This is a genomic window from Duganella sp. CF517, assembly GCF_900110275.1.
GTDB lineage: Bacteria > Pseudomonadota > Gammaproteobacteria > Burkholderiales > Burkholderiaceae_D > Rugamonas.
The window spans coordinates 221,209-245,444 of record NZ_FODC01000007.1 but is presented as its reverse complement, the minus strand read 5'-3'; the positions used below and the strand labels follow the sequence as shown (position 1 = coordinate 245,444).

General features: G+C 64.1%; 20 protein-coding genes. 2 read left to right on the top strand and 18 right to left on the bottom strand.

Annotation, left to right across the window (positions count from 1 at the left end; genetic code table 11):
* Positions 1-65: 65 nt before the first annotated feature.
* Positions 66-1,592 carry a MocR-like pyridoxine biosynthesis transcription factor PdxR gene (locus BMX85_RS25030; protein ID WP_090325447.1) on the top strand — a complete coding sequence of 509 codons (1,527 nt, stop codon included), beginning with the start codon at positions 66-68 and terminating at the stop codon, positions 1,590-1,592.
* Entirely contained in the window at positions 1,589-2,602 is a 1,014-nt protein-coding gene (locus BMX85_RS25025) for an SRPBCC family protein (protein WP_143068062.1), read from the top strand. Before BMX85_RS25030 ends, BMX85_RS25025 begins: the two co-directional genes overlap by 4 nt.
* Before the next feature lie 7 nt (positions 2,603-2,609).
* Here BMX85_RS25025 and BMX85_RS25020 read toward each other — a convergent pair whose 3' ends face one another.
* The 18 genes from BMX85_RS25020 to BMX85_RS24935 form a co-directional block, all read right to left on the bottom strand.
* Entirely contained in the window at positions 2,610-3,455 is an 846-nt protein-coding gene (locus BMX85_RS25020) for an ABC transporter permease (RefSeq protein ID WP_090325272.1), read from the bottom strand.
* A complete protein-coding gene (locus tag BMX85_RS25015) occupies positions 3,452-4,360 on the bottom strand; it encodes an ABC transporter permease subunit (RefSeq protein ID WP_090325270.1) in 909 nt (302 codons plus the stop codon). Before BMX85_RS25015 ends, BMX85_RS25020 begins: the two co-directional genes overlap by 4 nt.
* Positions 4,361-4,372: 12 nt before the next feature.
* The gene (locus BMX85_RS25010; protein ID WP_090325268.1) at positions 4,373-5,500 is read right to left on the bottom strand and encodes an ABC transporter ATP-binding protein; all 1,128 of its coding nucleotides are present in this window, start codon (positions 5,498-5,500) and stop codon (positions 4,373-4,375) included.
* A 113-nt stretch (positions 5,501-5,613) separates the two neighbouring features.
* Positions 5,614-6,984, bottom strand: coding sequence for a glutamine synthetase family protein (locus BMX85_RS25005; RefSeq protein WP_090325266.1), 1,371 nt, complete (start codon positions 6,982-6,984; stop codon positions 5,614-5,616).
* 51 nt (positions 6,985-7,035) lie between these two features.
* Positions 7,036-9,759 carry a nitrate reductase gene (locus tag BMX85_RS25000; protein ID WP_090325264.1) on the bottom strand — a complete coding sequence of 908 codons (2,724 nt, stop codon included), beginning with the start codon at positions 9,757-9,759 and terminating at the stop codon, positions 7,036-7,038.
* Positions 9,760-9,783: 24 nt separating this feature from the next.
* Complete coding sequence (locus BMX85_RS24995) at positions 9,784-11,022, bottom strand: NAD(P)/FAD-dependent oxidoreductase (RefSeq protein ID WP_090325262.1); 1,239 nt, start codon at positions 11,020-11,022, stop codon at positions 9,784-9,786.
* On the bottom strand, positions 11,019-11,366 hold the full coding sequence (nirD, locus tag BMX85_RS24990; protein WP_090325260.1) for a nitrite reductase small subunit NirD: 348 nt from the start codon (positions 11,364-11,366) through the stop codon (positions 11,019-11,021). Before nirD ends, BMX85_RS24995 begins: the two co-directional genes overlap by 4 nt.
* 11 nt (positions 11,367-11,377) lie before the next feature.
* On the bottom strand, positions 11,378-13,909 hold the full coding sequence (gene nirB / locus BMX85_RS24985; protein ID WP_090325258.1) for a nitrite reductase large subunit NirB: 2,532 nt from the start codon (positions 13,907-13,909) through the stop codon (positions 11,378-11,380).
* Between the two features lie 17 nt (positions 13,910-13,926).
* A complete protein-coding gene (locus BMX85_RS24980) occupies positions 13,927-15,231 on the bottom strand; it encodes an MFS transporter (RefSeq protein ID WP_090325256.1) in 1,305 nt (434 codons plus the stop codon).
* Between the two features lie 414 nt (positions 15,232-15,645).
* A complete protein-coding gene (locus BMX85_RS24975; RefSeq protein WP_090325253.1) occupies positions 15,646-16,317 on the bottom strand; it encodes a methyl-accepting chemotaxis protein in 672 nt (223 codons plus the stop codon).
* On the bottom strand, positions 16,317-17,123 hold the full coding sequence (locus tag BMX85_RS24970) for an ABC transporter ATP-binding protein (protein ID WP_090325251.1): 807 nt from the start codon (positions 17,121-17,123) through the stop codon (positions 16,317-16,319). Before BMX85_RS24970 ends, BMX85_RS24975 begins: the two co-directional genes overlap by 1 nt.
* A gap of 11 nt (positions 17,124-17,134) precedes the next feature.
* Entirely contained in the window at positions 17,135-18,031 is an 897-nt protein-coding gene (gene ntrB, locus BMX85_RS24965; RefSeq protein WP_090325249.1) for a nitrate ABC transporter permease, read from the bottom strand.
* 26 nt (positions 18,032-18,057) lie between these two features.
* Positions 18,058-19,230, bottom strand: a complete 1,173-nt coding sequence (locus tag BMX85_RS24960) for a CmpA/NrtA family ABC transporter substrate-binding protein (RefSeq protein WP_090325247.1) — start codon at positions 19,228-19,230, stop codon at positions 18,058-18,060.
* Positions 19,231-19,649: 419 nt separating this feature from the next.
* On the bottom strand, positions 19,650-20,273 hold the full coding sequence (locus BMX85_RS24955; protein ID WP_090325445.1) for an ANTAR domain-containing response regulator: 624 nt from the start codon (positions 20,271-20,273) through the stop codon (positions 19,650-19,652).
* Between the two features lie 77 nt (positions 20,274-20,350).
* On the bottom strand, positions 20,351-21,223 hold the full coding sequence (locus BMX85_RS24950; RefSeq protein WP_090325244.1) for an ABC transporter permease: 873 nt from the start codon (positions 21,221-21,223) through the stop codon (positions 20,351-20,353).
* Positions 21,220-22,077 (bottom strand): ABC transporter ATP-binding protein, encoded by an 858-nt coding sequence (locus BMX85_RS24945; protein ID WP_090325243.1) that lies wholly within the window; start codon positions 22,075-22,077, stop codon positions 21,220-21,222. The genes BMX85_RS24950 and BMX85_RS24945 overlap by 4 nt, the downstream gene beginning before the upstream one ends.
* A 4-nt stretch (positions 22,078-22,081) precedes the next feature.
* Complete coding sequence (locus tag BMX85_RS24940) at positions 22,082-23,101, bottom strand: ABC transporter substrate-binding protein (RefSeq protein WP_090325242.1); 1,020 nt, start codon at positions 23,099-23,101, stop codon at positions 22,082-22,084.
* Positions 23,102-23,127: 26 nt separating this feature from the next.
* Entirely contained in the window at positions 23,128-23,997 is an 870-nt protein-coding gene (locus BMX85_RS24935) for a TauD/TfdA dioxygenase family protein (RefSeq protein ID WP_090325241.1), read from the bottom strand.
* Between the last annotated feature and the right edge of the window lie 239 nt (positions 23,998-24,236).

Genomic DNA, 24,236 nt, shown 5'->3' with positions numbered 1-24,236 from the left:
TATTCCTATTTTGGTATCATGGTGAGCACCACTTGTTGATATTTGTTAGAACCACTTTGCGCGCCATGTCCCCCACCTCCGAGCTGCTGGCCCAAACCTTGGCGCAAACCGGCTTCCATCCGCGTTTGCCACAGCAGCGCCGCTTGTACGAGGCGGCCAAGGTGGCAATCCATCAACAGCAGTTGACCGCCGGCGGCAAGCTGCCGTCCAGCCGCGACCTCGCGGCGGATCTGGGCATCGCCCGTAACACCGTGATCGCCGCCTTCGAGCAGCTGGCGGCGGAGGGCTACGTCACCAGCCGGCTCGGAAGCGGCACCTACGTGGCCGACCTGCAGGCGCACAGTGCCAGCATGCGCGGCGGTCCGTCGCATGCGCCGCAAAGCGGACGAACCGCGCAAAGAGCGCAGCTGGCCGTCAGGTTGTCGAAACGCGGCCAGGAGGTCACACGCGTGGCGGCCGGTCCAAAGTTCGAGATACAGCCGTTCGCGCCGGGCGACCCGGACTTCTCGTCGTTTCCGCTCAAGCTTTGGCATCGGCTGCAAAACCGCGTGTGGCGCGAGGTGGGCAGCGACCTGCGTTCCGACCTGCTGGACTATGGACAGGCCGGCGGTTACGCGCCGCTGCGCCAGGCCATTACCGAGTATCTGCGCTTATCGCGCTCGGTCAAGGTATCGGTGGAACAGGTGCTGATCACCGGCGGCACGCAGCAATCGCTCGATCTGTGCGCGCAGTTGCTGGCCGACGCCGGCGATACGGCGTGGATCGAGGACCCTGGCTATTGGGGCGCGCGGCGGGTGTTCCAGGCGCGCGAACTTAAACTGCACCCGGTGGCGGTGGACGGCGAAGGCATGGCGATCAAGGCGGCGGATCTGGCGACCAAACCGCGCCTGATCTACGTGACGCCTTCCCATCAATATCCAACCGGTGCGGTCATGAGCCTTGCGCGCCGGCGCGAGCTGCTCGATGTCGCCGTGCGCAAGGACGCGTGGATACTGGAGGACGACTACGACAGCGAGTTCCGCTACACCGGCCGGCCGCTGGCAGCGCTGCAAGGGCTGGACAACGACGACCGGGTACTCTACATGGGCACCTTCTCCAAGGCGCTTTACCCCGGCATCAAGATCGGCTATCTGGTGGTGCCGCCCGGGCTGATCGACGGCTTCAAGACCGCGCTGTACGATTTGCAGCGGCCCGGCCAGTTGATGGTGCAGGCGGCATTGGCCGATTTTATCTCGCTCGGCCACTTCACCGCGCACCTGCGCAAGATCCGCCAGACCTACGGCGCCCGGCGCGAGCTGCTGCGACGCACGCTGGTGAACCAGTTCGGATCGCGCCTCGATGGCCGCGTCACCATCTCCAGCGAGGAATCGGGACTGCACCTCGTGGTGCAACTGCCCGGCAACGCGGACGACGTGGCGCTGGAGCGCAAGGCCGCGGAAGCGGGCATCCAGGTCAAGGCGCTTTCAACCTATTATCTGTCGCCGCCGACGCGGCGCGGCCTGCTGGTCGGCTACGCCTACTGCACGCCGGAGCAGATCACCCATTATGGCCGGATTCTGGCCACCATCATCCAGTCGGAGGTACGCCGTTGAGAACCCCATCCCCATACAAAAAAAAGATAGCGGGTGTTCTCATCGGCGCGGCCTACGGCCTGGCGGTCCGGCTTGGATTGGCCGATCCCGAGGTGCATTCGTTCTTGAATGCGATTTCCGCCGCCTTCCTGTTCGTATGTCCCTTCAGTGTCGGCGCGATCGCTGTGCTGTGGGGAGCGGAGCGTGGAACGCGGATCGAACCTTCCCGCCAGGTTGGCCTCGCGAGTTCCGCGATGGCGCTGTTCCTGATTTCGATGTTCGTAACGTTCGTGGAGGGTCTGCTCTGCATCGTGCTGGTCGTACCAGTTTTCATGATCGCCGGCATTCTGGGTGGCCTGATCGGAGGCGCGATCCACAATCACTCGCGGATCAACCGCTCAACGCTGCCAACATTGGCGCTGCTGCCATTCCTGATTGGACCGCTCGAGAGCCTGCTGCCGCCCGAGCGCAGCATACAAACCGTGAGCAACACCATCCACATCGATGCGTCGCCCGAGGCGGTATTCAATAAGCTGGCGGACGTTCGCGACATCAAACCGAGCGAGCTGGGATTCACTTTCGTGCATCTGGTCGGACTACCGAAGCCGCTCGAAGCGCAAATGAGCGGCAGTGGCGGCCCTGGCAGCGTGCGTACCAGCCGTTGGGAAAAGGGAGTGTGGTTCCACGAGGTGATCACCGAATCGGCCATGCCGCAAGCCCTGCGATACCGCTTCGTCGTCCCGAAGGGCGCGATTCCACGCGAGGCGCTTGACGAACATGTTGAGATCAATGGTCGATATTTCGAACTAGTCGATGGCGGCTATGCACTGAAACCGACTTCGGACGGCGGCACCGATCTAAGCATGACGACGCGGTTCATCAACAAGTCGCGCTTGCAAGCGTATGGCAACCTGTGGGGCAAAATGGTTTTGAAGGACTTTCACCGTTCGATTCTCGGACTAATGAAATCGCGCTCGGAGCAGCGCGTGGATCACCATCCGAAGACGCCCTGGCCCGGCGCCCCCGGATGATTCACGTTCAACCCTTGGCGGCCGACGAAATCTGCTTCTGGCGCAGCCGCTCGTTGCGGGCGATGTAGAGGCTCGACGCGATCACGCCGATGGTGACCACCAGGATGGTCAGCGCTGCCACCGCGTTCACGCGCGGGTCCAGGCCCAGACGAGCACGCGAGAAGATCACGATCGGCATCGTCGACGATCCGGGCCCGGACAGGAAAGCTGACAACACCACGTCGTCAAGCGACAAGGTGAACGTCAGCAGCCACGCGGAACCCAGCGCCTGCTTGATGTTCGGCAGCGTCACCAGGAAGAACACCTGATACGGCCGACAACCCAAATCCATCGCCGCCTCCTCGAGCGACTTGTTCATCTCCTGCAGGCGCGATTGCACCACCACCGCCGCGTAGGCCATGCCCAGCAAGGTGTGGCCAATCCAGATCGTCATCATGCCGCGCTCGGGGAAGCCGAACACCTTCTGCACCGACACCAGCATCAGCAGCAGCGACAGGCCGATGATCACCTCCGGCATCACCAGCGGCGCGCTGACCATGCCGGCGAACAGCGTGCGGCCGGTGAAGCGGTGATAGCGATTGAGCACGAAGGCGGCGAAGGTGCCCAGCACCACCGATGCGCAGGCGGTCATCAGCGCGATGCGCAGCGACAGTCCGAGGCCGCTGATGATCTCCGTGTCGTTCATCAGCGCCGCGTACCATTGCAGCGAGAAGCCGCTCCACACCATGTCCTGGCGCGAGCTGTTGAACGAGAAGACCACCAGCACGACGATCGGCAGATACAGGAACAGATAGCCCATCGACAGCCAGCCGCGCCCGAACCAGCGCTGCATAAAAGTGGTATTGCCTTTCATGAGCGGGCCTCCTGCTCTGCCTTGTATTTATTGAAGATCGCCATCGGCACCAGGATCAGCAGGATCACCACCACCGTCACGGAGGACGCCAGCGGCCAGTCGTTATTGGTGAAGAATTCGTCCCACAGCTGGCGGCCGATCATCAGCGTCTCGGGACCGCCCAGCAGTTCTGGAATCACGTATTCGCCGATGGCCGGAATGAACACCAGCATCGAGCCGGCGATGATGCCGGACTTCGACAACGGCACGGTGATGCGCCAGAACGCCTGCAGCGGCGTCGCGCCAAGATCGGCGGCCGCCTCCAGGAAGCGTGTATCCATTTTCACCAGGTTGGCGTACAGCGGCAGGATCATGAACGGCAGATAGGCGTAGACCATGCCGATGATCAGCGAGAACTGGGTGTTCATCAGGTGCAGCGGCTCGCTGATCGCGCCGATCCCGATCAGTAAGTTGTTGACGATGCCGTTGTTGGCCAGGATGCCCTTCCAGGCGTAGATGCGCAGCAGGAAGGAGGTCCAGAACGGCAGCATCACCAGCATCAGCAGCACCGGCCGGACGGTCGGCTTGGCGCGCGCCATGAAGTAGGCGAACGGGTAGCCGATGACCAGGCATAGCGCGGTGGTGATGGCGGCGAACTTGAGGGAGCTGAGATACGTCAGCACATACAGCTCGTCCTCGGCGATGAACAGGTAGTTCGAGATCTTGACCTTGAGCGTGATGACGCCGTCGACGAGCGTCATCAAGGTGCCGAACGGATTGCCCATGTCCGACTCGGTGAAGCTGATGCGCAAAACGATCAGGAACGGCACCAGGAAGGCGAACGTCAGCCACAGGAAAGGCACGGCGATGACGACGCGGCGGCCGGTCAGCCATCGCAAGGTCAGTAAATTCTTCAGGAAGTTCATGCGCGCCCCGCCTTAGCTGGTCAGCACGACGACATCGGCGCCGTCCCACCAAGCGTAGACGCGCTGGTCGCGCTTGAGGGCCGCGTCGTCATGACGGGCGGCGTTGGTGCGCGACACCTTGATCTCCATGCCGCTGTCCAGGCGCACGTGATACAGCGTCTCGTTGCCGAAGTACGCCATCGCGGTGATCGCGCCCTGCACGCAGTTGTAGCCATGCTCGCCGGCGTTGGCGCGCTGCTCGAGGGTCGGCGCCTCCGTTTGCAGGGCGATTTTTTCCGGCCGCACGGCCACCGACACCGGCATCCCCATCGTGCCGGTGATGCCGTGGGTGACGTAATGGCGCCCCTCGGGCGTGTCGATGATGACGTGGTCCGGCTCATCGACCGCCACGCTGCCGTTGAACAGATTGACGCTGCCGATGAAGTCCGCCACGAAGCGGCAGTTCGGCGTTTCGTAGATTTCGCCCGGCGGCCCGACCTGCAGGATGCGGCCTTCGCTCATGACGGCGATGCGCGTCGCCATGCTCATCGCCTCGTCCTGGTCGTGGGTGACCATCACGCAGGTGACGCCGACTTCCTCGATGATGCCGACCAGTTCCATCTGGGTGCGCTCGCGCAGCTTCTTGTCCAGCGCGCCGAGCGGCTCGTCGAGCAGCAGCAATTGCGGCCGCTTGGCCAGGCTGCGCGCCAGCGCCACGCGCTGCTGCTGGCCGCCGGAGAGCTGGTGCGGCTTGCGCTTGCCGTATGCGGCCAGTTGCACCAGATTGAGCATCTGCTCCACGCGCGCGGAGATTTCGTCTTTCGGCAGGCCGTCGCGGCGCAGGCCGAAGGCGATGTTGTCCCACACCGACAGGTGCGGGAACAGCGCGTACGACTGGAACATCATGTTGATCGGGCGCTGATACGGCGGGACGCTGACGATGTCCTTGCCGGCGAGCGTGATCTGACCCTGGGTCGGCGTCTCGAAACCCGCCAGCATCCGCAGCAGGGTCGATTTGCCGCAGCCCGAGCTGCCCAGCAACGCGAAAATCTCGCCCTTGTTGATGGCGACCGACACGTCGTTGACAGCGCGGACACCGTCGAATTCCTTAACCAGATTGCGGATCAGGAGGAAGGGTTCAGCAGCTCGCTCTATGGTCATGTTATAAGAATATAAATGATATTAATAATATATCAGAAGCGGTCATCCGCAGGCCGCCCGATTTTTGGACACGTGATTATAAATGCTGCCAGTTATAGTCGCCTATAAGTCGCCTATACATGCAGCAATAAGTGTTCCCGCTCCCAAGGGCTGATGACGGTCATGAACTCCTGGTGCTCGACTTCCTTGATCGCCGTGTAGACGTCGACGAAGCGCTCGCCCAGCACCTCGCGGATGCGGTCCTCGCGGCGCAGCCATTCCAGCGCCTGGGGCAATCCCTGCGGCAGCTCGGAGGCGTGGTCGTAGGCGCTGCCGGAGATCATCGGCGTCGGCTCCAGTTTGTCCACCATGCCGAGGTAGCCGCAGGCCAGCGTCACCGCCATCGCCAGATACGGATTGGCGTCGGCGCCGATGATGCGGTTTTCGACCCGGCGCTGCTCGACGCCGGAAATCGGAATGCGGAATCCAACGGTGCGGTTGTCGTTCCCCCACTGGACGTTGATCGGCGCGGCGGTGTGGCGCACGATGCGGCGGTACGAGTTGACGTACGGCGCCATGATCGCCATCACCGCCGGCGTGTAGCGTTGCAGGCCGCCGATGTAGTGGCGGAAGTCGGCCGAGGGCGAGCCGTCCGCCGCGCTGAAGATATTGCGACCGGTGGCGGCCTCGCTCACGCTTTGGTGCACATGCATCGCCGACCCGGGCTCGCCGGCCATCGGCTTGGCCATGAAGGTCGCGTACATGTCGTGTTTGAGCGCCGCCTCGCGCAAGGTGCGCTTGAAGTAGAAGACGTTGTCGGCCAACGCCAGCGGATCGCCGTGCTGGAAGTTGATGCCCATCTGGCCGGCGCCGGTCTCGTGGATCAAGGTGTCGACATCGAGGTTCATCAACGCGCAGTAGTCGTAGATATCCTCGAACAGCGGATCAAACTCGTTGACGGCGTCGATGCTGTACACCTGCCGGCTGGTCTCGGCGCGGCCGCTGCGGCCCACCGGCGCCCGCAAGGGCAGATCGGGATCGATGTTCTTTTCGGTCAGGTAGAACTCCAGCTCCGGACCGACCACGGGCTTCCAGCCGCGCTCCGCGTACAGCTTCAACACGCGGCGCAGCACGGAGCGTGGCGCGAAATCGACCAGCGTGCCGTCGGCAAAGTAGCAATCGTGGATCACCTGCGCGGTGGGGTCGACCGCCCACGGCACGGTGGTGATGCTGCCCGGGTCCGCGCGCAGGATCATGTCGCGGTCGGTGGAGGAGATGGCGCGGTCGTAGGCCGCGTTTTCGATCGGGTAGTTGCCGGTGACGGTCATGCCCAGCACCGCCTCGGGGATGCGCATGCCGCGCTCCTGGGTGAATTTCGCGCGCGGCAGGATCTTCCCGCGCGCGACGCCCGTCAGATCGGGCACCAGGCATTCAATTTCAGTGACTCGGTTCTCGTTGAGCCACTGGTCCATATCGGCGTCGGAGAAGTTTTCACGGATAGACATGTTCGCTCTCTGTAGTGATGATCAAGCGATCGATAGTCTAATTTACCATATTTACAACCTTGCCTCCGCCGCCTCCACGCGCGTTTGCACAAGAATCTTCTTGATTTCGGGGACACAGGAGCCGCAATTGCCGCCCGCCTTGAGGCAGGACGTCACCTGCGCGACCGTCTGCAAGTCCTTCTCGACGATCGCGTTGCAGATCGTGTTGCGGCCCACGCCGAAGCACGAGCACACGGTCGGACCGGTGTCGGCGCCCTTCTCGACCGGCATGCCGACCAGCAGGCCGACGCGGTCGATTTCGCTCAACTGCTCCTTGACGAACAGGCTGGCGAGCCACGCGCGCGACGGCATGTCCTGGCGCGGCGACAGGAAGATGCACTGTTCGATGCGGTCGTTCACCACGTGCACGGCGCGGTACACGCCGGCGGTGCGGTCTTCGTATTCGAGCCAGTCGGCATCGAGATCATCAACACCCAGCACGCCGCGCGCCCACGGGCCGAAATCGGAGATGGTGTTGCGGCCGGCCAGTTCGTAACGGGCGAATTCGCGGCCCTGGATGCGGGTCCAATGGGCCACGCTCTCCAGATCCACTTCGGTGCGGCTCAGGATGAAGCTGTGCCAGTTGACGCGGAACTGCTCGATGCGCACCGGCGTATGCTTGAATTCCGGCTCGCCCGACACCGGATCGACCACCGGGTTGACCAATGCGCCGACGCGGGCGTCGGACGACGTCTGGCCCGACCAGTGGATCGGAATGAACACCGTGCCGCGCGGGATGCCGCCACCGTGCTGCACGCGCGCCACCATCGCGCCCCACTCGGAGCTGACGCGCGCCAGGTCGCCCTCGCGCACGCCGTGCAGCAGCGCGTCCTGCGGGTGGATGTCGACGAACGACTCGGAGATGTGATCGGCCAGCGTGAAGGATTTGCCGGTACGCGTCATCGTATGCCACTGGTCACGCACGCGGCCGGTGTTGAGCGCCAGCGGGAAGTCCTCGCTGATGGCGTTGGCCGGCGCGCGCGGCACGGTAACGATGAAGCGCGCCTTGCCGTCCGCGTGGGCGAAGCGCTTGTCGGCGAACAGCCGCTGTTCCACATCGAAGCCGCCGTCGGCGCCGCGGCGCACCGGCCACTGTATAGGTTCGAGACCGTCGTACTCGTTCTTGTTCAACCGCGCCAGGCCGGACATGTCGAAGGCGCGCGGCACGTCGGCGGCGCTGTTGCGGAAGCCGCTCAGGCGCGCGTGTTCGTCAAACACGCTGTTGGCGCCGGCGAAGTCGAAACCGTTGAAACCCATGCGCTGCGCGAACAGCGCCAGGATCTTCCAGTCGGCCATGGCTTCGCCCGGCGCCGGCAGGAAGGCGCGCTGGCGCGAAATTCGGCGCTCGGAATTGGTGACCGTGCCCTCCTTCTCGCCCCAGCCCAGCGCCGGCAGCAGCACGTCGGCGTAGGCGTTGGTGTCGGTGTTTTGCATGATGTCGGTGGCGACCACCAATTCGCACTTTTCCAGCGCGCGCCGCACCTGGTCGGCGTCCGGCATGCTGACCACGGGATTGGTCGAGATTACCCACACCGCCTTGACCTTGCCGTCCTCGATCGCCTTGAACAGATCGACCGCCTTCAGGCCTGGTTTGTCGGCCATGGCCGGCGATTCCCAGAAGGTTTGCACCACTTCGCGGTGGTCGGCGCGGTCCAGGTCCATGTGCGCCGCCAGCATGTTGGCCAGGCCGCCCACTTCGCGCCCGCCCATGGCGTTGGGCTGGCCGGTGATCGAGAACGGCCCCATGCCCGGCTGGCCGATGCGGCCGCCGATCAGGTGGCAGTTGATGATGCTGTTGACCTTATCGGTGCCGGAAGACGACTGGTTCACGCCCATCGAGTAGGCGGTGATGGTCTTGTGCGTGGACGCGAACAGTTCGTAGAACTCCATCAGCACCGGCAGCTCGATGCGACAGATCCTGGCCACGACGGCCGGGTCGCTGCAATCGGCGTTGGCGGTGGCGAGCGCCGCGTCGACGCCGTTGGTGTGGTCGGCCACGAAGGCCGGATCGACCGCGCCGATGCGATTCAGATAGCTGAGCAAGCCGTTGAACAGCCAGACGTCGGTGCCCGCCTTCACCGGCAGGTGCAGGTCGGCCAGCTCGCAGGTCGCCGTGCGGCGCGGGTCGATGACGACGATCTTCATCTCCGGCCGCTGCTCCTTGGCCTTCAGGATGCGCTGGAACAGGATCGGATGGCACCAGGCGGTGTTGGAGCCGACCAGCACCACCATGTCGGCCAGTTCCAGATCGTCGTAGCACAGCGGCACCAGGTCCTCGCCGAAGGCGCGCTTGTAGCCGGCCACCGCCGACGACATGCACAGGCGCGAGTTGGTGTCGATGTTGGCGCTGCCGATGTAACCCTTCATCAGCTTGTTGGCGACGTAGTAGTCCTCGGTCAGCAATTGCCCGGAGACGTACAAGGCCACCGCGTCCGGGCCATGCTCGTCGATGATGGCGCGCCAGGTGCCGGCGACCTTGTCCAGCGCCTCGTCCCACGAGACGCGGCGCAGGCCCTCATCGCCGCGAACCTGCGGATACAGCAGACGGCCGTCCAGGCCAACCGTCTCGCCCAGCGCCGAACCCTTGACGCACAGGCGCCCCTTGTTCGCGGGGTGCAGCTTGTCGCCGGCGATGGTGACCGTGCCGTCGCCCTTGGGGGTGGCGCTCACACCGCAACCGACGCCGCAATAGGCGCAGGTGGTGCGGACTGACAGATGGTCTTGGGACAGGTTCAAAATTCGCTCGCTTAGACTATTGAATCACGCGGCCCTGGCGCTGAGCGCCTCGCCGAATAACAGGGTTTGCCGGATCGAGGTGATGTCGGTGTTGTTCTGGATCAGGCCGAAATACCAAGGGCCGTCCTTGACGTCGCCATACAGCACGGCGCCGGTGACGCGGTTGTTCTTCAACACCAGCCGCTTGTAGACGCCGCGCCGCGCATCGCGCAGCACCAGGTCCTCGGAGCCCTCGCCGCCGACGAAATCGCCGACCGAGTACAAGTCTACACCGGTGACCTTCAGGCGTGTGGGCGAAGTTTGCTGCACGTAGCGGCGCACGCCGGCGCCGGCCAGGTGGGCGCCGCAAACGCGCGCCTGGTCCCAGATCGGCGCCACCAGGCCGAACGTCGCGCTGCGGTGCTGCACGCACTCGCCGACCGCGTAGATGCGCGGATCGTAGGTTTGCAAGGTGTCGTCGACGATGATGGCGCGGTCGCAGTGCAAGCCGGCCGCCTTGGCCAGCTCGATGTTCGGGCGCACGCCGGCGGTCATCACCACAAGATCGGCCGGGATCTCGCTGCCATCCTTGAAGCGCACGGCGGTGGCGCGATCGGTGCCGACGATTTCGGCGGTCTGCGCGTTCAATCTGAATTTCAGGCCCTTGTCCTCCAGCGCCTTTTGCAGCAGTTGCGCGGCGGGCTTGTCGAGCTGCTGGTTCATCAGCGCGTCGGTCACGTGGACCACGGTGACGGACATGCCCTGGCGTTGCAGGCCGTTGGCCGCTTCGAGTCCCAGCAGGCCGCCGCCGATGACCACCGCGTGCTTGTGGTTGCGCGCCGCCTCCAGCATCGATTCCACATCCTGGATATCGCGGAAGGCCAATACACCGGGAAGCTGGTGGCCCGGTACGGGAATGATGAACGGCTTGGAGCCGGTGGCGATCAGCAGGCGGTCGTAACGCACTTCCAGGCCGGAGCGCGCGCGCACGATGCGATTGCGGCGGTCGATATGCTCGACCGGATCGCCGGCGTGCAGCGTGATGCCATGCTGGACGTACCACTCACGCGTGTTGAGCATGATGTCGTCCATCGTCTTCTCGCCGGCCAGCACCGGCGACAGCAGGATGCGATTGTAGTTACCATGCGGCTCGGCGCCGAACACGGTGATGTCGTACATGTCCGGATCGAGTTTGTGCAGCTCCTCGACCGTGCGCATGCCGGCCATGCCGTTGCCGATGACGACCAGCGCAGGCTTCGATTCCACGCGCTCCGGGGATTTCATAGGCCTACCCAGACTTTGCCGTCTGCCACGCGTGCCGGATAAGTGCCGACCGAGTTGGCCGGCGCTTCCAGGCATTCGCCGGTTTGCAGGTCGAAGTGCTGCTTGTAGATCGGCGAAGCGACCACGATGCGTTCGCCCAGGCTGCCCACCAGGCCGCGCGACAGCACTGCGGCTTCCGAGTTCGGATCGTAGTTATCGATGGCGAACACGCGCGGGCCGCCGTCGTTGACGTGGAAGACGGCGATCTGCGCGTTGTTCAGCAGTGCGCACACTCCAGTGTTGGGCACGATGTCGTCCAGGTTGCAGACGGCGATCCAGTTATCAGTTTGAATATCGCGATGCATTTGTATTCTCCTCAAGCCGCGCTGACGGCGATCGGAATCACGCGTTTGCGTTCTTCCACGGTGGCCGGACGAATCTGGCCGCGTTCCTCCATGAAGACGACGTTGTCGTCGCCCTTCTCGCTGTTGACGAAGGTGCGGAAGCGCTTGCGCGTCTCCGGATTCTCGACGGCTTCCTTCCACTCGCACGCGTAGGTGTTGACGACGTGCTGCATGTCCGCTTCCAGGTCGGCGGCGATGCCCAGCTTGTCCTGCACGACGACCTGCTTCAGGTAATCGAGGCCGCCTTCCAGGTTCTCGCGCCAGGTGCTGGTGCGCTGCAGACGGTCGCCGGTGCGGGTGTAGAACATCAGGAAGCGGTCGATGTACTGCACCAGCGTGGCCTTGTCCAGGTCCGTCGCCAGCAATTCGGCGTGGCGCGGCTTCATGCCGCCGTTGCCGCACACGTAGAGGTTCCAGCCTTTTTCGGTGGCGATGATGCCGACGTCCTTGCCCTGCGCCTCGGCGCACTCGCGGGTGCAGCCGGACACGCCGAACTTGATCTTGTGCGGCGTGCGCAGGCCCTTGTAGCGGTTTTCCAGTTCGATGGCCAGGCCGATCGAATCGTCGACGCCATAACGGCACCAGGTCGAGCCGACGCAGGATTTGACCGTGCGCAGCGACTTGCCGTAGGCGTGGCCGGATTCGAAGCCGGCGGCGATCAGTTCTTCCCAGATCAGCGGCAGCTGCTCGACGCGGGCGCCGAACAGGTCGACGCGGGCGCCGCCGGTGATCTTGGTGTACAGCTGGTACTTCTTGGCGACCATGCCGACCGCGATCAGACCGTCGGCCGTCACCTCGCCGCCCGGCATGCGTGGAACGACCGAGTAGGTGCCGTCCTTCTGGATATTACCGAGGAAGTAGTCGTTGGTGTCCTGCAGGCTGGCATGTTCCTTCTTCAGCACGAAGTCGTTCCACACCGACGCCAGGATGCTGGCGGCCAGCGGTTTGCACACGTCGCAACCGAGGCCCTTGCCGTGCTTCGCCAGCAGGTCGTCGAAGGACTTGATCTGGCCGACTTTGATCAGATGGAACATCTCCTGGCGCGAATAGGCGAAGTGTTCGCACACGTGGTTGTTGACCGCCATGCCGAGCTTTTTCATCTCGGCCTTCATCACCTGCGTCACCAGCGGCACGCAGCCGCCGCACGAGGTGCCGGCGTTGGTGCAGCTTTTCAGATCGCCGATGGTGCAGGCGCCGGCGGCCACCGCCGCGCACAGCGCGCCCTTGGAGACGTCGTTGCAGGAGCAGATTTGCGCGCCTTCCGGCAAAGCGTCCACGCCCAGGCCAGGCTTGGCGGCGCCGTCCGACTGCGGCAGGATCAGGAACTCCGGCGATTCCGGCAGTTCGATTTTATTCAGCATCATCTGCAGCAGCGTGCCGTATTCGGCGGCGTCGCCGACCATCACCGCGCCTTGCAGGTATTTACCGCAGTCGGAAACGACGATCTTCTTGTAGATCTGTTTGCGCTCGTCGGTGAACTGGTACGAGCGGCTGCCGGCGATGTTGCCGTGCGGGTCGCCGATACTGGCCACGTCCACGCCCATCAATTTCAGCTTGGTGCTCATGTCGGCGCCGGCGAATTCGCCCGCCTCGCCCAGCATGTGCTTGGCCGCGACGCGCGCCATCTCGTAGCCCGGCGCCACCAGGCCGAAGATCAAGCCGCCCCACAGCGCGCATTCGCCGATGGCGTAGACGTCCGGGTTGGAGGTGACGCAGTTGTTGTTGATTTCGATGCCGCCGCGCGGGCCGACGGTCAGGCCGGATTCGCGCGCCAGCATGTCGCGCGGGCGGATACCGGCCGAGAAGACGATCATGTCGGCGTCCAGATGGCCGCCGTCGGCGAACTCCATGCGGTGGGTGCCATCGACGCCGTCGACGATGGCGGTGGTGTTTTTGCCGGTATGGACGGTCACGCCCAGCTCTTCGATTTTACGGCGCAGAACGCGCGCGCCGCCATCGTCCACCTGCACCGCCATCAGGCGCGGCGAGAATTCGACCACGTGGGTTTCCAGCTTCAGGTCGCGCAGCGCCTTGGCGCATTCGAGGCCCAGCAGGCCGCCGCCGATGACGACGCCGGTCTTGGAGCGCTGGCCGCATTCCATCATCGCTTCCAGATCCTCGATGGTGCGGTAGACGAAGCAATCCTTGCGCTCCTTGCCCGGCAGCGGCGGCACGAACGGATAGGAACCGGTGGCGATCACCAGCTTGTCGTACGGGAGCACGTCGCCGTCGCCGGTGGTGACGGTCTTGGCGGCGGTGTCGATGGCGGTGGCGCGGGTGTTCAGGCGCAGCACCATGTCGTCGCGTTCGAAGAAACCGGGCTTCACCAGCGACAGGTCTTCGGCGGTTTTACCAGAGAAGAATTCCGACAGGTGCACGCGGTCGTACGCGGGACGCACTTCCTCGCACAGCACCGTCACCTGCAGGTTGGTCTTGCCGCTGGCGGCCAGGCTTTCCAGGAATTTGTGGCCGACCATGCCGTGGCCGATAACGATGATTTTCATGATAGGTTCCTTTAAGCTTAAGCTGCCAGTTTGGTAGCGGAGACGGATTCTTCGATGGCGGAGGTGCCGAAGCGGGCGGCCAGCGCGCACAGCGCGGTCGCGGCGACGACGATGCCCAGGATGCTCAAGGTCTGCTGCGTGTCGCCCAGGCCCTTCATCAGGAAGCCCGCGGCCACCGCGCCGACGTTGCCGCCGGCGCCGATGATGCCGGCCACGCCGCCCAGGGCGCGCTTGTCGACGAACGGCACCACGGCGTAGGTCGCGCCGCAAGCCATGTGGGTGAACAGGCCGAAGATCAGCATCGCGCCGATCGCCAGCGCGGCGGTGCCGGCGTGGGCGAACATCAGCAGGCCGGCGCCTTCGCCGAGCATCAGCACGAACAGCAGTGTGACGCGGTTATTCAGGTTGCCCTTGGCGGCGAATTTGTCCGAGGCCCAGCCGCCCAATGCGCGGGCGAACAGCGCCAGCAAACCGAAGCTGCCGGCGGCCATGCCGGCCTGGCCCAGGGTCAGTTTGAAGTGATCGACGTAGTAGATCGCGGCGATGTTGTGGATGAAGATCTCGATGCCGAAGCAGGCGCCGTAGGTGATGAACAGCAGCCATACGCGGTAGTTGGCGGCGGCCAGCTTGAAGCTCTCCCAGCCGCCCTTCTTGCCGCCTTCGATCGGGATGCCGGCGGCGCGCAGCTCGCTGTAATTACCTTGCGGGCAGTCCTGGGTGTAGCGGTAGTAGACGCCGGCCATGATGATCATCAGGACGCCCGGCACGATCAGCGCGGCGCGCCAGCCGAAGGTCTCGGAGACGCCCAGCATGACCATCGCCGTCATCAAGAGCGGCATGACAGCCTGCGCGACGCCACCGCCGGCATTGCCCCAGCCGGCGGCGGCCGCGTTGGCGGTGCCGACCACTTTAGGCGCGAACATCACCGAGGTGTGGTACTGCGTGATGACGAAGCTGGCGCCGGCCGCGCCGATCCCCAGGCGGAAGAACAGGAAGCTCTCGTAGCTCTGGGCGAAGGCCACGCCGATCACCGGGATGGAGCCGAGCAGCAGCAGGCCGGTATAGGCCTTGCGCGGGCCGAAGTGGTCGCACAGCGGGCCGACGATCAGGCGCACCAGGATCGTGATGGCGACGGCGGCGATGTTGATGTTGGCGATCTGCGCGACGCTCAGACCGAATTCGCCTTTAATGACAGGCATCAGCGGCGCGCAGGCGAACCATGCGAAGAAGCAGACGAAGAACGCCATCCAGGTCAGGTGGAACGCCCGCATCTGCGGCGTTGAGATCGAGAAGAGCTTGATGCTGGTAGCTTTGCTGGCCATTTTTTATCCCGTTCAGAAAACAAAAAGGCGCCCGCTCAACCAAGGTGTTCTAAACCAGGTCAGGCGGACGCCGTTGTCCTGCCGGTCCTTCTTTGGACCGGCCGTATGTATTTGGGAGGGATCGCCGTTGATCCCCTGCTTCAACTAATGCAAGAGGCGTGCCAATGGTCCGGATATTGGCGCTACAGAGGGAGAACGTGTTTGTGAAGTTTCAGTAAAGAAATTACAAGCTTGTCGCGGTGCGATGTTGCGGTGCATGGCGCACGCTGACGGTGCGCGATGGCGGTGCGTTGCATCCATCACATCCAAGCGGTGGCCAAGCGGGGGGTCAAGTCTGGCATTCGGACAGGAGCTCGTCCGTAAAGCCGCGATACGGTCCAGCTTGTGTCCGAATGCCAGACTTGACCCCGGGTGTTAGCCGGCGGCGGCCAGGGCGGCGGCCACCATTTCGTCGATTTCGCCGCTGATGCTGGACAGCACGCCCGCCACCACCGAGAACTCCTTGCCGGCCGCGCCGGCGCGCGCGGCGACGATGCGGGCGTTGAAGGCCACCATCCGCGCCTGGCGGTTGATCGTCTCGATATCGGTGATCACGCCGCGCAGCTGCTTGCGCACCAGGCGCGCGTTCTGCTTGGCCTGCTCCTCGTAGATGCCGGTGATCTGGTTCAGGATTCCCAACGTTGGCGTTGTGATACGCACCAGCTCCTCCAGCAGCTCCGCCGCCTGCGCCGAACCGCGCGCGATCGCGTTCAGCGTGCGCTCGCCCAGGTCGGCGAAGGCGACGATCTGGCGGTCGCCGTCCATTTTGCCGAAGTAGGCTTCGCGCAGCTCCGGACAAAATACGCCCGGCAGGCCGTCCGCCTCGCTCAACAGCGACTTGTGGGCGCCCCGGAACAGCGCCAGCGCCTCCCGCGCGGTTGCCGCGCCCTCCTCCTGCCCCTGCGACGCCAGCAGCGCGTACAGCACGATGCGCTGCGAGGTGAAGCGGCGCCGCCCCGAGAGGTTGATCAAGGCGCTGAATACCTCGCCGGTCAGCGCCTTGGGGGCGGCGCCGGGAGGCGGCAGCGTGCCCGTGGACAGGTCCATTACGCCGCTTCCTTCGCGGGATGCGCCTGTTTCCGGTATAAGAACTCCAACACGGCCGTGCGGTACTCGGTGTAGCGCGCGTCCTGCGCCAGCGCGACGCGGTCGCGCGGACGCTCGAGCTGTACATCGACGATCTCGCCGATGGTGGCGGCCGGGCCGTTGGTCATCATGACGATGCGGTCAGACAGCAGCACCGCCTCGTCGACATCGTGCGTGACCATCACCACGGTGGATTTGGTGGCGGCGACGATCTTGAGCAGTTCGTCCTGCAGGTGGGCGCGGGTGAGCGCGTCGAGGGCGCCGAACGGTTCGTCCATCAGCAGCACTTTCGGCTCCATCGCCAGCGCCCGGGCGATGCCGACGCGCTGCTTCATCCCGCCCGAGATCTCGTGCGGACGCTTGGTCTCAGCGGCCGTCAGGCCCACCAGCGACAGCGCCTGCATGGTGCGCTCGCGCAGCTGCGCCTTCGATTCGGCCTTGCCGAACACCCGCTCGACGCCCAGGTGGACATTTTCGTAACAGGTCAGCCAAGGCAGCAGCGAGTGGTTCTGGAACACCACCGAGCGCTCCGGCGACGGCCCGGCGATCTCGCGGTTGGCGCACAGCAGCACGCCGTCGGTTGGTTTCAGCAGCCCGGCGATCAGATTGAGCAAGGTCGATTTGCCGCAGCCCGAGTGCCCGATCAGGGTGATGAATTCGCCCTTGCGCACCGTCAGATCGATTTCACGCAGCGCGTGGAACACACCTTTTTTGGTGTGGAAGACCATTTCCACGCCTTCGACATCGATGAATTTTGGATCGTCCATGACAGTGCTCCTTAGTTGGATACTTGTTCGTAGGTGAAGGCGCGGGCCAGCGCCATCAGCGCCTGCTCCAGCAGCAGACCGACAAAACCGATCGCCACGATCGCGATGATGATGTGCGGGACGTTCAGGTTGTTCCACTCGTCCCAGACCCAGAAGCCGATGCCCACGCCGCCGGTCAGCATTTCCGCCGCGACGATGACCAGCCACGCGGTGCCGATCGACAGGCGCACGCCGGTCAGGATGTACGGCAGCGCCGATGGCAGCAGGATCTTGGTCAGCACCTTCCACTCCGACAGATTGAGCACGCGCGCCACGTTCATGTAATCCTGCGGCACGCGCTGCACGCCGACGGCGGTGTTGATGATCATCGGCCAGATCGAGCAGATGAAGATCGACCAGATCGCGGCCGGATTGGCCGACTGGAACACCAGCAGGCCGATCGGCAGCCACGCCAGCGGAGACACCGGCTTGAGCAAGCTGATAATGGGGCTGAACATATTGCCGATGAACTGCACGCGGCCGATCAGGAAGCCCAGCGGGATGCCCACCACGGCGGCCAGGCCGAAGCCGATCGCCACCCGCTGCAACGACGCCAGCAGGTTCCAGCCGATGCCCTGGTCGTTCATGCTGTTGCGGTAGAACGGATCGGAGAACAGCTTGATCGCTTCCTGCAAGGTCACCAGCGGCGTCGGGAAGGAGGTGTTCTTTACGGTGATGAGCTGCCACACCAGCACCAGCAGCGCGGCGCCCAGCAACGGGGCGACGATCTTCAGGGCGGTGGCGGAGACCTGCTTGCGCACCCGCGCCGTCGAATTGGCGGCGAGCGGGCGGCGTGGACGGCGGGCCGGTTTGGTGTCGAGTGCCGCCGCTACCGGGGCGGCGCTATCGGGTTTGAGCATGGCGTTCATGGCGTTCCTCTATCTGGGTAGGGACATCAGGCTTTGATCTTGAACGAGGCGGCGAAGGCTTTCGGGTCTTTGCCGTCCCACACCGAGCCGTCCATCAGCTTCGATGTCCGCAGCGGGCTTTTCGGAATCGGCGTCTTGGTCATGGTCGCCGCGTCCTTGTACAAATCGATCTGGTTGACCGAGGCGGCCACGGCCAGGTAGTTAGGATCGTCCTTCAGCAGGCCCCAGCGGCGGTGCTGCGTCATGAACCACATGCCGTCCGACAGGAACGGATAGTTCACCAGGCCGTCGTTGTAGAACTTCATGTGATTCTGGTCGTCCCAGGTCTTGCCCAGGCCATTCTGGTAGCGGCCCAGGATGCGCTGGTCGATCGCATCCTTGCTGGTGTTGACATAGGATTTGTCGGCAATGACCTCGGCCATCTTGTTCTTGTTGGCCAGCGAGGCGTCGATCCATTTGCTCGCCTCCAGGATGGCGGCCATCATCGCGCGGCAGGTGTTCGGGTTCTTCTTGGCGAATTCCAGCGTCGAGCCGAGAACCTTCTCCGGGTGGTCCTTCCAGATGTCCTGGGTGGTGGTGGCGGTGATGCCGATGCCGTCCATGATGGCGCGGTGGCCCCATGGCTCGCCCACGCAGAAGCCGTCCATGTTACCGACCCGCATATTGGCCACCATCTGCGGCGGCGGCACGGTGATGACCTTGGCGTCCTTCATCGGGTTGATGCCGTTGGCGGCCAGCCAGTAGTACAACCACATCGCGTGGGTGCCGGTCGGGAAGGTCTGGGCGAAGGTGTACTCGCGCTTTTCGGAGTTCATCAGCTTCGCCAGCGAGGCGCCATCGACGGCGCCCTTGTCGGCCAGCTTCTTCGACAGCGTGATCGCCTGGCCGTTGTTATTGAGGCCCATGAGCACCGCCATGTCCTTCTTCTGGCCGCCGATGCCCATCTGGACGCCGTACAGCAGGCCATACAGCACATGGGCCGCATCGAGGTCGCCGTTGGCCAGCTTGTCGCGCACGCCGGCCCACGAGGCCTCTTTACTGAGCACGAATTTGACGCCGTACTTTTTGTCGAAGCCCAGGACCGAGGCCATGACCACCGACGCGCAATCGGTCAGTGGAATAAAGCCGATCTTGATTTCTTCCTTTTCCGGTTTGTCCGAACCCGCCGCCCACACGCCACCCGTCGATAAACCCAACATACTTCCTCCCGCTACTAAACCCGCACCATGAATCACTTTTTGAATTGCCGCTCTGCGCGAAACATTAACGTCGCTGGCGGCCGGTGGCAAGGCGGAATCTGCTGGTAGCTTCTTATCGTTCATGACTATCCCTCTGTAGACAGTAAAACCGTTCGGACAAAAAAAACGCCTACCCCGCATGAACGCATTCATGTTCGGTAGACGTCGTTGTCTGGTGTGCCCCACCGCCGTTGGCAAGGCTCATCGGCGCATCATTGCGCTTGCCTACGGACTATGCAATGTCCGTGCCAGCGGTGTTTACAGAGGGAGGAAACGAAAGCGCGATCGGCCCGCGCACCGCTAAATGACTGGCGCGCGGCGAAAAAAGCGCACCGGCGGTGCGCCTCGCATCATTTTGGACGGGGGACTAAAATAAAGTATTAACCTAGCAGGTCTTCGACGTCGAGGATGCGCTGGGCCACCTCGGAGAGCTTGAGGTTCTTGCTCATCGCCATACCGCGCAGCTTTTGGTAGGCCTGCTCCTCGGTGAAGCGCTGGCGCTCCATCAGCAAGCCCTTGGCGCGCTCGATGACCTTGCGCTCGGCCAGTTTGCTCTTGGTGTCGGACAGCTCCTCGAGCAGCTTTTGCTCGCGCTTGAAGCGCGCCAGCGCCACCTGCAGCACCGGCTTGATGCGGTCGCCCTGCAGGCCGGCCACGATATAGGCCGACACGCCGGCCGCCATGGCCGCATCCATGCTCTCGGTGTCGGCGCTTTCGGTGAACATGACGATGGGGCGGCGCTCGTCGCGGGTGGCGATGACGATGTGTTCGAGGACGTCGCGGGCGTCCGATTCGGCGTCGACGATGATCATATCGGGCTGCAGCTGGGCGATCCGCTCGGGCAGGTACATGTCCGGCGGCAGCGAGGCGACGATGTCGTAGCCCGCTTCCAGCAGGCCGATACGCAGCACCCTGGCCCGTTCGACCTGGGCGCGCAACGACTCGTCATCCTCGTCGCCGGCGTGGATGATGGCGTTGACAACCACGATACGTAAATTACGCATGGTCATAACAAACCGATAATTTTGATGTGCATGGGCAGATTCTAAGGCACAAAGGCCGAATCCTGCCAGCCCTCAAATTATCGTTGCATGCCCCAGCGCTTGACGGTGACGCTTTCGAGTGGTCGGAATACCACGTTTTCCACCAGCAGTCCGATGAGGATCACGGCGGCCAGCCCGGCGAACACCTTGTCGGTGTAGAGCTCATTGCGGTTCTGAAAAATGTACCATCCAAGCCCGCCCTGCCCGCCGGTGGTGCCGAACACCAGCTCGGCGGCGATCAGCGTGCGCCACGCGAACGCCCAGCCGATCTTGAGTCCCGACAGGATCGACGGCAGCGCGGCCGGCACCAAAATGTGCAGCACCAGCCGCAGGCCACTCAGGCCGTAATTGCGGCCGGCCATGCGCAGCGTCTCGGGCACGCTCTGGAAACCGGCGTAGGCGCCCAGCGCCAGCGGCCACAGGACCGCATGCACAATCACGAAGATCAAGCTACCCTTGCCCAGGCCGAACCACAGCAGCGCCAATGGCAGCAGCGCGATCGCCGGCAGCGGGTTGAACATCGACGTCAGCGTCTCCAGCAGGTCGCGGCCGACACGCGTGGACGCGGCCAGCGCCGTCAGCGCGAAGGCGGCGACGATGCCGGCCACATAGCCTTGCAGCAGAACGGCCAGCGAGATGCGCACGCGGTCGAGTAGTTCGCCGCTGGCGACGCCGCTGACGAAGGCTTGCGCCGTTTGCACGAAGCCCGGCAACAGCAGGTCGTTGTTCTGCCAGCGGGCCACGCCTTCCCACAGCACCGCCAACAGGATCAGAATAAAGCTCTTACGCAGCCATGCCTGTTGCCACGCGCGCCGGACCAGCGGCAGCGGGATGTCGACCGCGCGCGGCGCGGCGGTGTTGGTGGCGTAGACATACTCCTGACGCACCGGCGGATCGAGGACGAGGCTCATGACACGCGGCTCCTCTCAAGCGGTGCGCCGGCGGCGGCGGGCACGGAGGCCGGCACCGGGGCGGGGTGAGCCTGCGCCGGGGCGCCGAAAAGTAACCCGTGGATGCGCTGCGTCGCCGCCTGGAAGTCGGCGCCGCCGGCGCTGTCCAGGCCAAACTGGTGGCTGTTCAATTCCGCCCTGACCTGCCCCGGGTGCGGCGACAGCAGCAGTATGCGGTTGCCCACCACCAGCGCCTCCTCGATCGAATGGGTGACGAACAGCAGCGTGAAACGCAGCTCTTCCCACAGCCGTCCCAGCTCCTCCTGCATATTACGGCGCGTGAGCGCGTCCAGCGCGGCAAAGGGTTCGTCCATCAGCAGTATCTCCGGCTGCATGGCCAGCGCGCGCGCGATCGCCACCCGCTGCTTCATGCCGCCGGACAGCGTGTGCGGATGCGCGTCCTCGAAGCCACCCAGTCCCACCTTGGCGATCCAGTGCCGCGCGCGCTCCTCGGCGTGATGGCGATTCAGGCGCTTGGTCATCAGCAGCGGGAACATGACGTTTTCCTTGACCGTCTTCCAGGGCGGCAGCTGGTCGAACTCCTGGAACACGACGATGCGGTCCGGCCCCGGTCCGTCGATCGTCCTGCCGTCGATGCTGATGCTGCCGGCGGCCGGCTTGATGAAACCCGCCGCCGCCTTCAGCAGCGAGGACTTGCCGCAGCCCGAAGGCCCGAGCAGCACGAACCGGTCGCCACGATAGACGTTGAAGCTGACGTCGTGCGTGGCGCGCGTGGCGCCGTATTCCAGGCTCACGCCATCGGCAATCAGCAACGGCGCGATGCCGGTGTTGGGACGAACCACCTGGAAGGCCATGATCTCACCCGCCTTTCGTGATGACCGGATCGTCGAAGAAGTAGTCGCGCCAGCTGGCGGGCTTCTTCTTGATGGCGCCCACGCGGTGCAGGAACTGCGCCAGGCCGAGCGTATTTTGCGGCTCGACGCTGAAGCGCACTTCGGGGTTCTTGAAGATCTTCAGCAGCAGATCGCGATCGACCTTGCTCTTCGAGACGCGGATGTAGGCATCGGCCGCGCCTTCCGGATTGGCGCTCGCGTACTTCGCCGCCTCGGCCAGCGCGCCGGTGAACGCGCGATAAGTCTTCGGATTCTCGGCGCGGAATTTCTCGGTCGCGTACAACACGGTGGCCGAACTCGGACCGCCCAGCACATCGTACGAGTTGAGGATGATGTGGGCGTTCGGATTGCCGGCCAGTTCCTGGTCCTGGTACGGCGGATTGCCGAAGTGGCCGTTGATCTCAGTGCCGCCGGCGATGACGGCGGCCGCCGCATCCGGGTGCGGCAAGGTCTGGGTGAATTTATCGAGCCGCGCGAATTCCTTGTCGCCCCACTGCTTGGCCGCCGCGTACTGCAGGATGCGCGCCTGCACCGACACCGTCACCGCCGGCAGGCCGATGCGATCCTTCTCGGTCAGGTCGGCGATCGTCTTCACCTTGGGATTGGTGCTGACCAGGTAGTACGGGAAGCTGCCCAGCGAGGCCACGCCTTTGACATTCTGCCGGCCGGCGGTGCGGTCCCAGATCGTCAGCAGCGGGCCGACGCCGGCGCCGGCGATATCGACCGCGCCGGACAGCAGCGCGTCGTTGACGGCGGCGCCACCGGACAGCTGCTTCCACTCGACCTTGACGTCGACGCCGTGCTTCTTGCCTTCCTTCTCGATCAACTGCTGGTCCTGCGCGACGTTGAGCAGCAGGTAGACCACGCCGAACTGCTGGGCGATGCGGAGCGTGCCCTCGGCCCGCGCGCTGGAGGTGGCGGCAAGGCTCAGGACAAGGGTGGATGCGATTGCGGCTGCGAGGGCGCGGGGAGTAAGTCTGGACATCGGATTCCTTAGGCTATTTGAAGATCTCAGAAAGGCGCGTCGCCCTCGATGGTGGTGCGATAGAGCTTGCGGCGCAGATGCTCCGGCGTGCCGCCGGCAAGGTGCATCAGCGAGCGGTTGTCCCAGAAGACCAGATCGTGCGGCGCCCACTTGTGGCGATAGATATGCGCCGGCAGCACGCTGTGCGCGAACAACTCGGCCAGCAGCGCGCGGCTTTCGTCGTCGGGGATACCGACGATGCGCGTGGTGAAATGCTCGCTGACGAACAAGGCCTTGCGGCCGGTTTCGGGATGCGTGCGCACCACCGGATGCGTCACCGGTTTGACCTCGTCGATCTGCGCCTGCGTCAGCGCCGGGCGGAAGGGGCTGCGGCGGCGCAGTTCCTCGTACTGCGCCAGATAGCTATGTTCGGCGCGCGCGTCCTGCACCGCGTGGCGCAGCGCGGCGGGCAAGGTGTCCCACGCCAGATGCATATTGGCGAACAGCGTATCGCCGCCCTCCGCCGGCAGCTCCTGCGCGTGCAGCAGCGAGCCGAGGCTGGGCTTCTCCTTGTACGACAGGTCGGAATGCCAGAAGTGGCCGGCGTCGCCCAGGCCGATCGGCTGGCCGCCCTCGATGATGTTGGAGATGATCAGCACCTCCGGGTGGGACGGCAGCTGGAAGTTGCGCAGTACATGAATCTGCAGCGGCCCGAAACGGCGGCTGAAATCGACCTGCTGCTGCGGCGTGATGCGCTGGTCGCGGAACACCAGCAGGTGGTGGTCGAGATGGGCTTTGTGGATGCGCTGGAACTGGCGCGGCGACAGCGGACGGGTCAGGTCCAGGCCGAGTATCTCGGCGCCGAGCGGCGCGTCGAACAATTCGATGTCGAAAGCGGATTGGAGAACGGCAGACATGGCACACGCCCATTCGATAAGTAGTCGCCTAGTCTATGCCGCACGCCATATAAACAAAACGAACTTTATCCGATATCCATATGCGGATTACTGCTTAGACATGCGGTCCTCCCCCATTTGACTGACCGCAAGAAGGATGGACACAGCGATAGACAGCACTATGGCGCAGTGGGCAGAATCAATGATCACCCCCGCTTTGGATAACGTTGTTCACCGTGCGGCGGTCGTACTTGCCAATC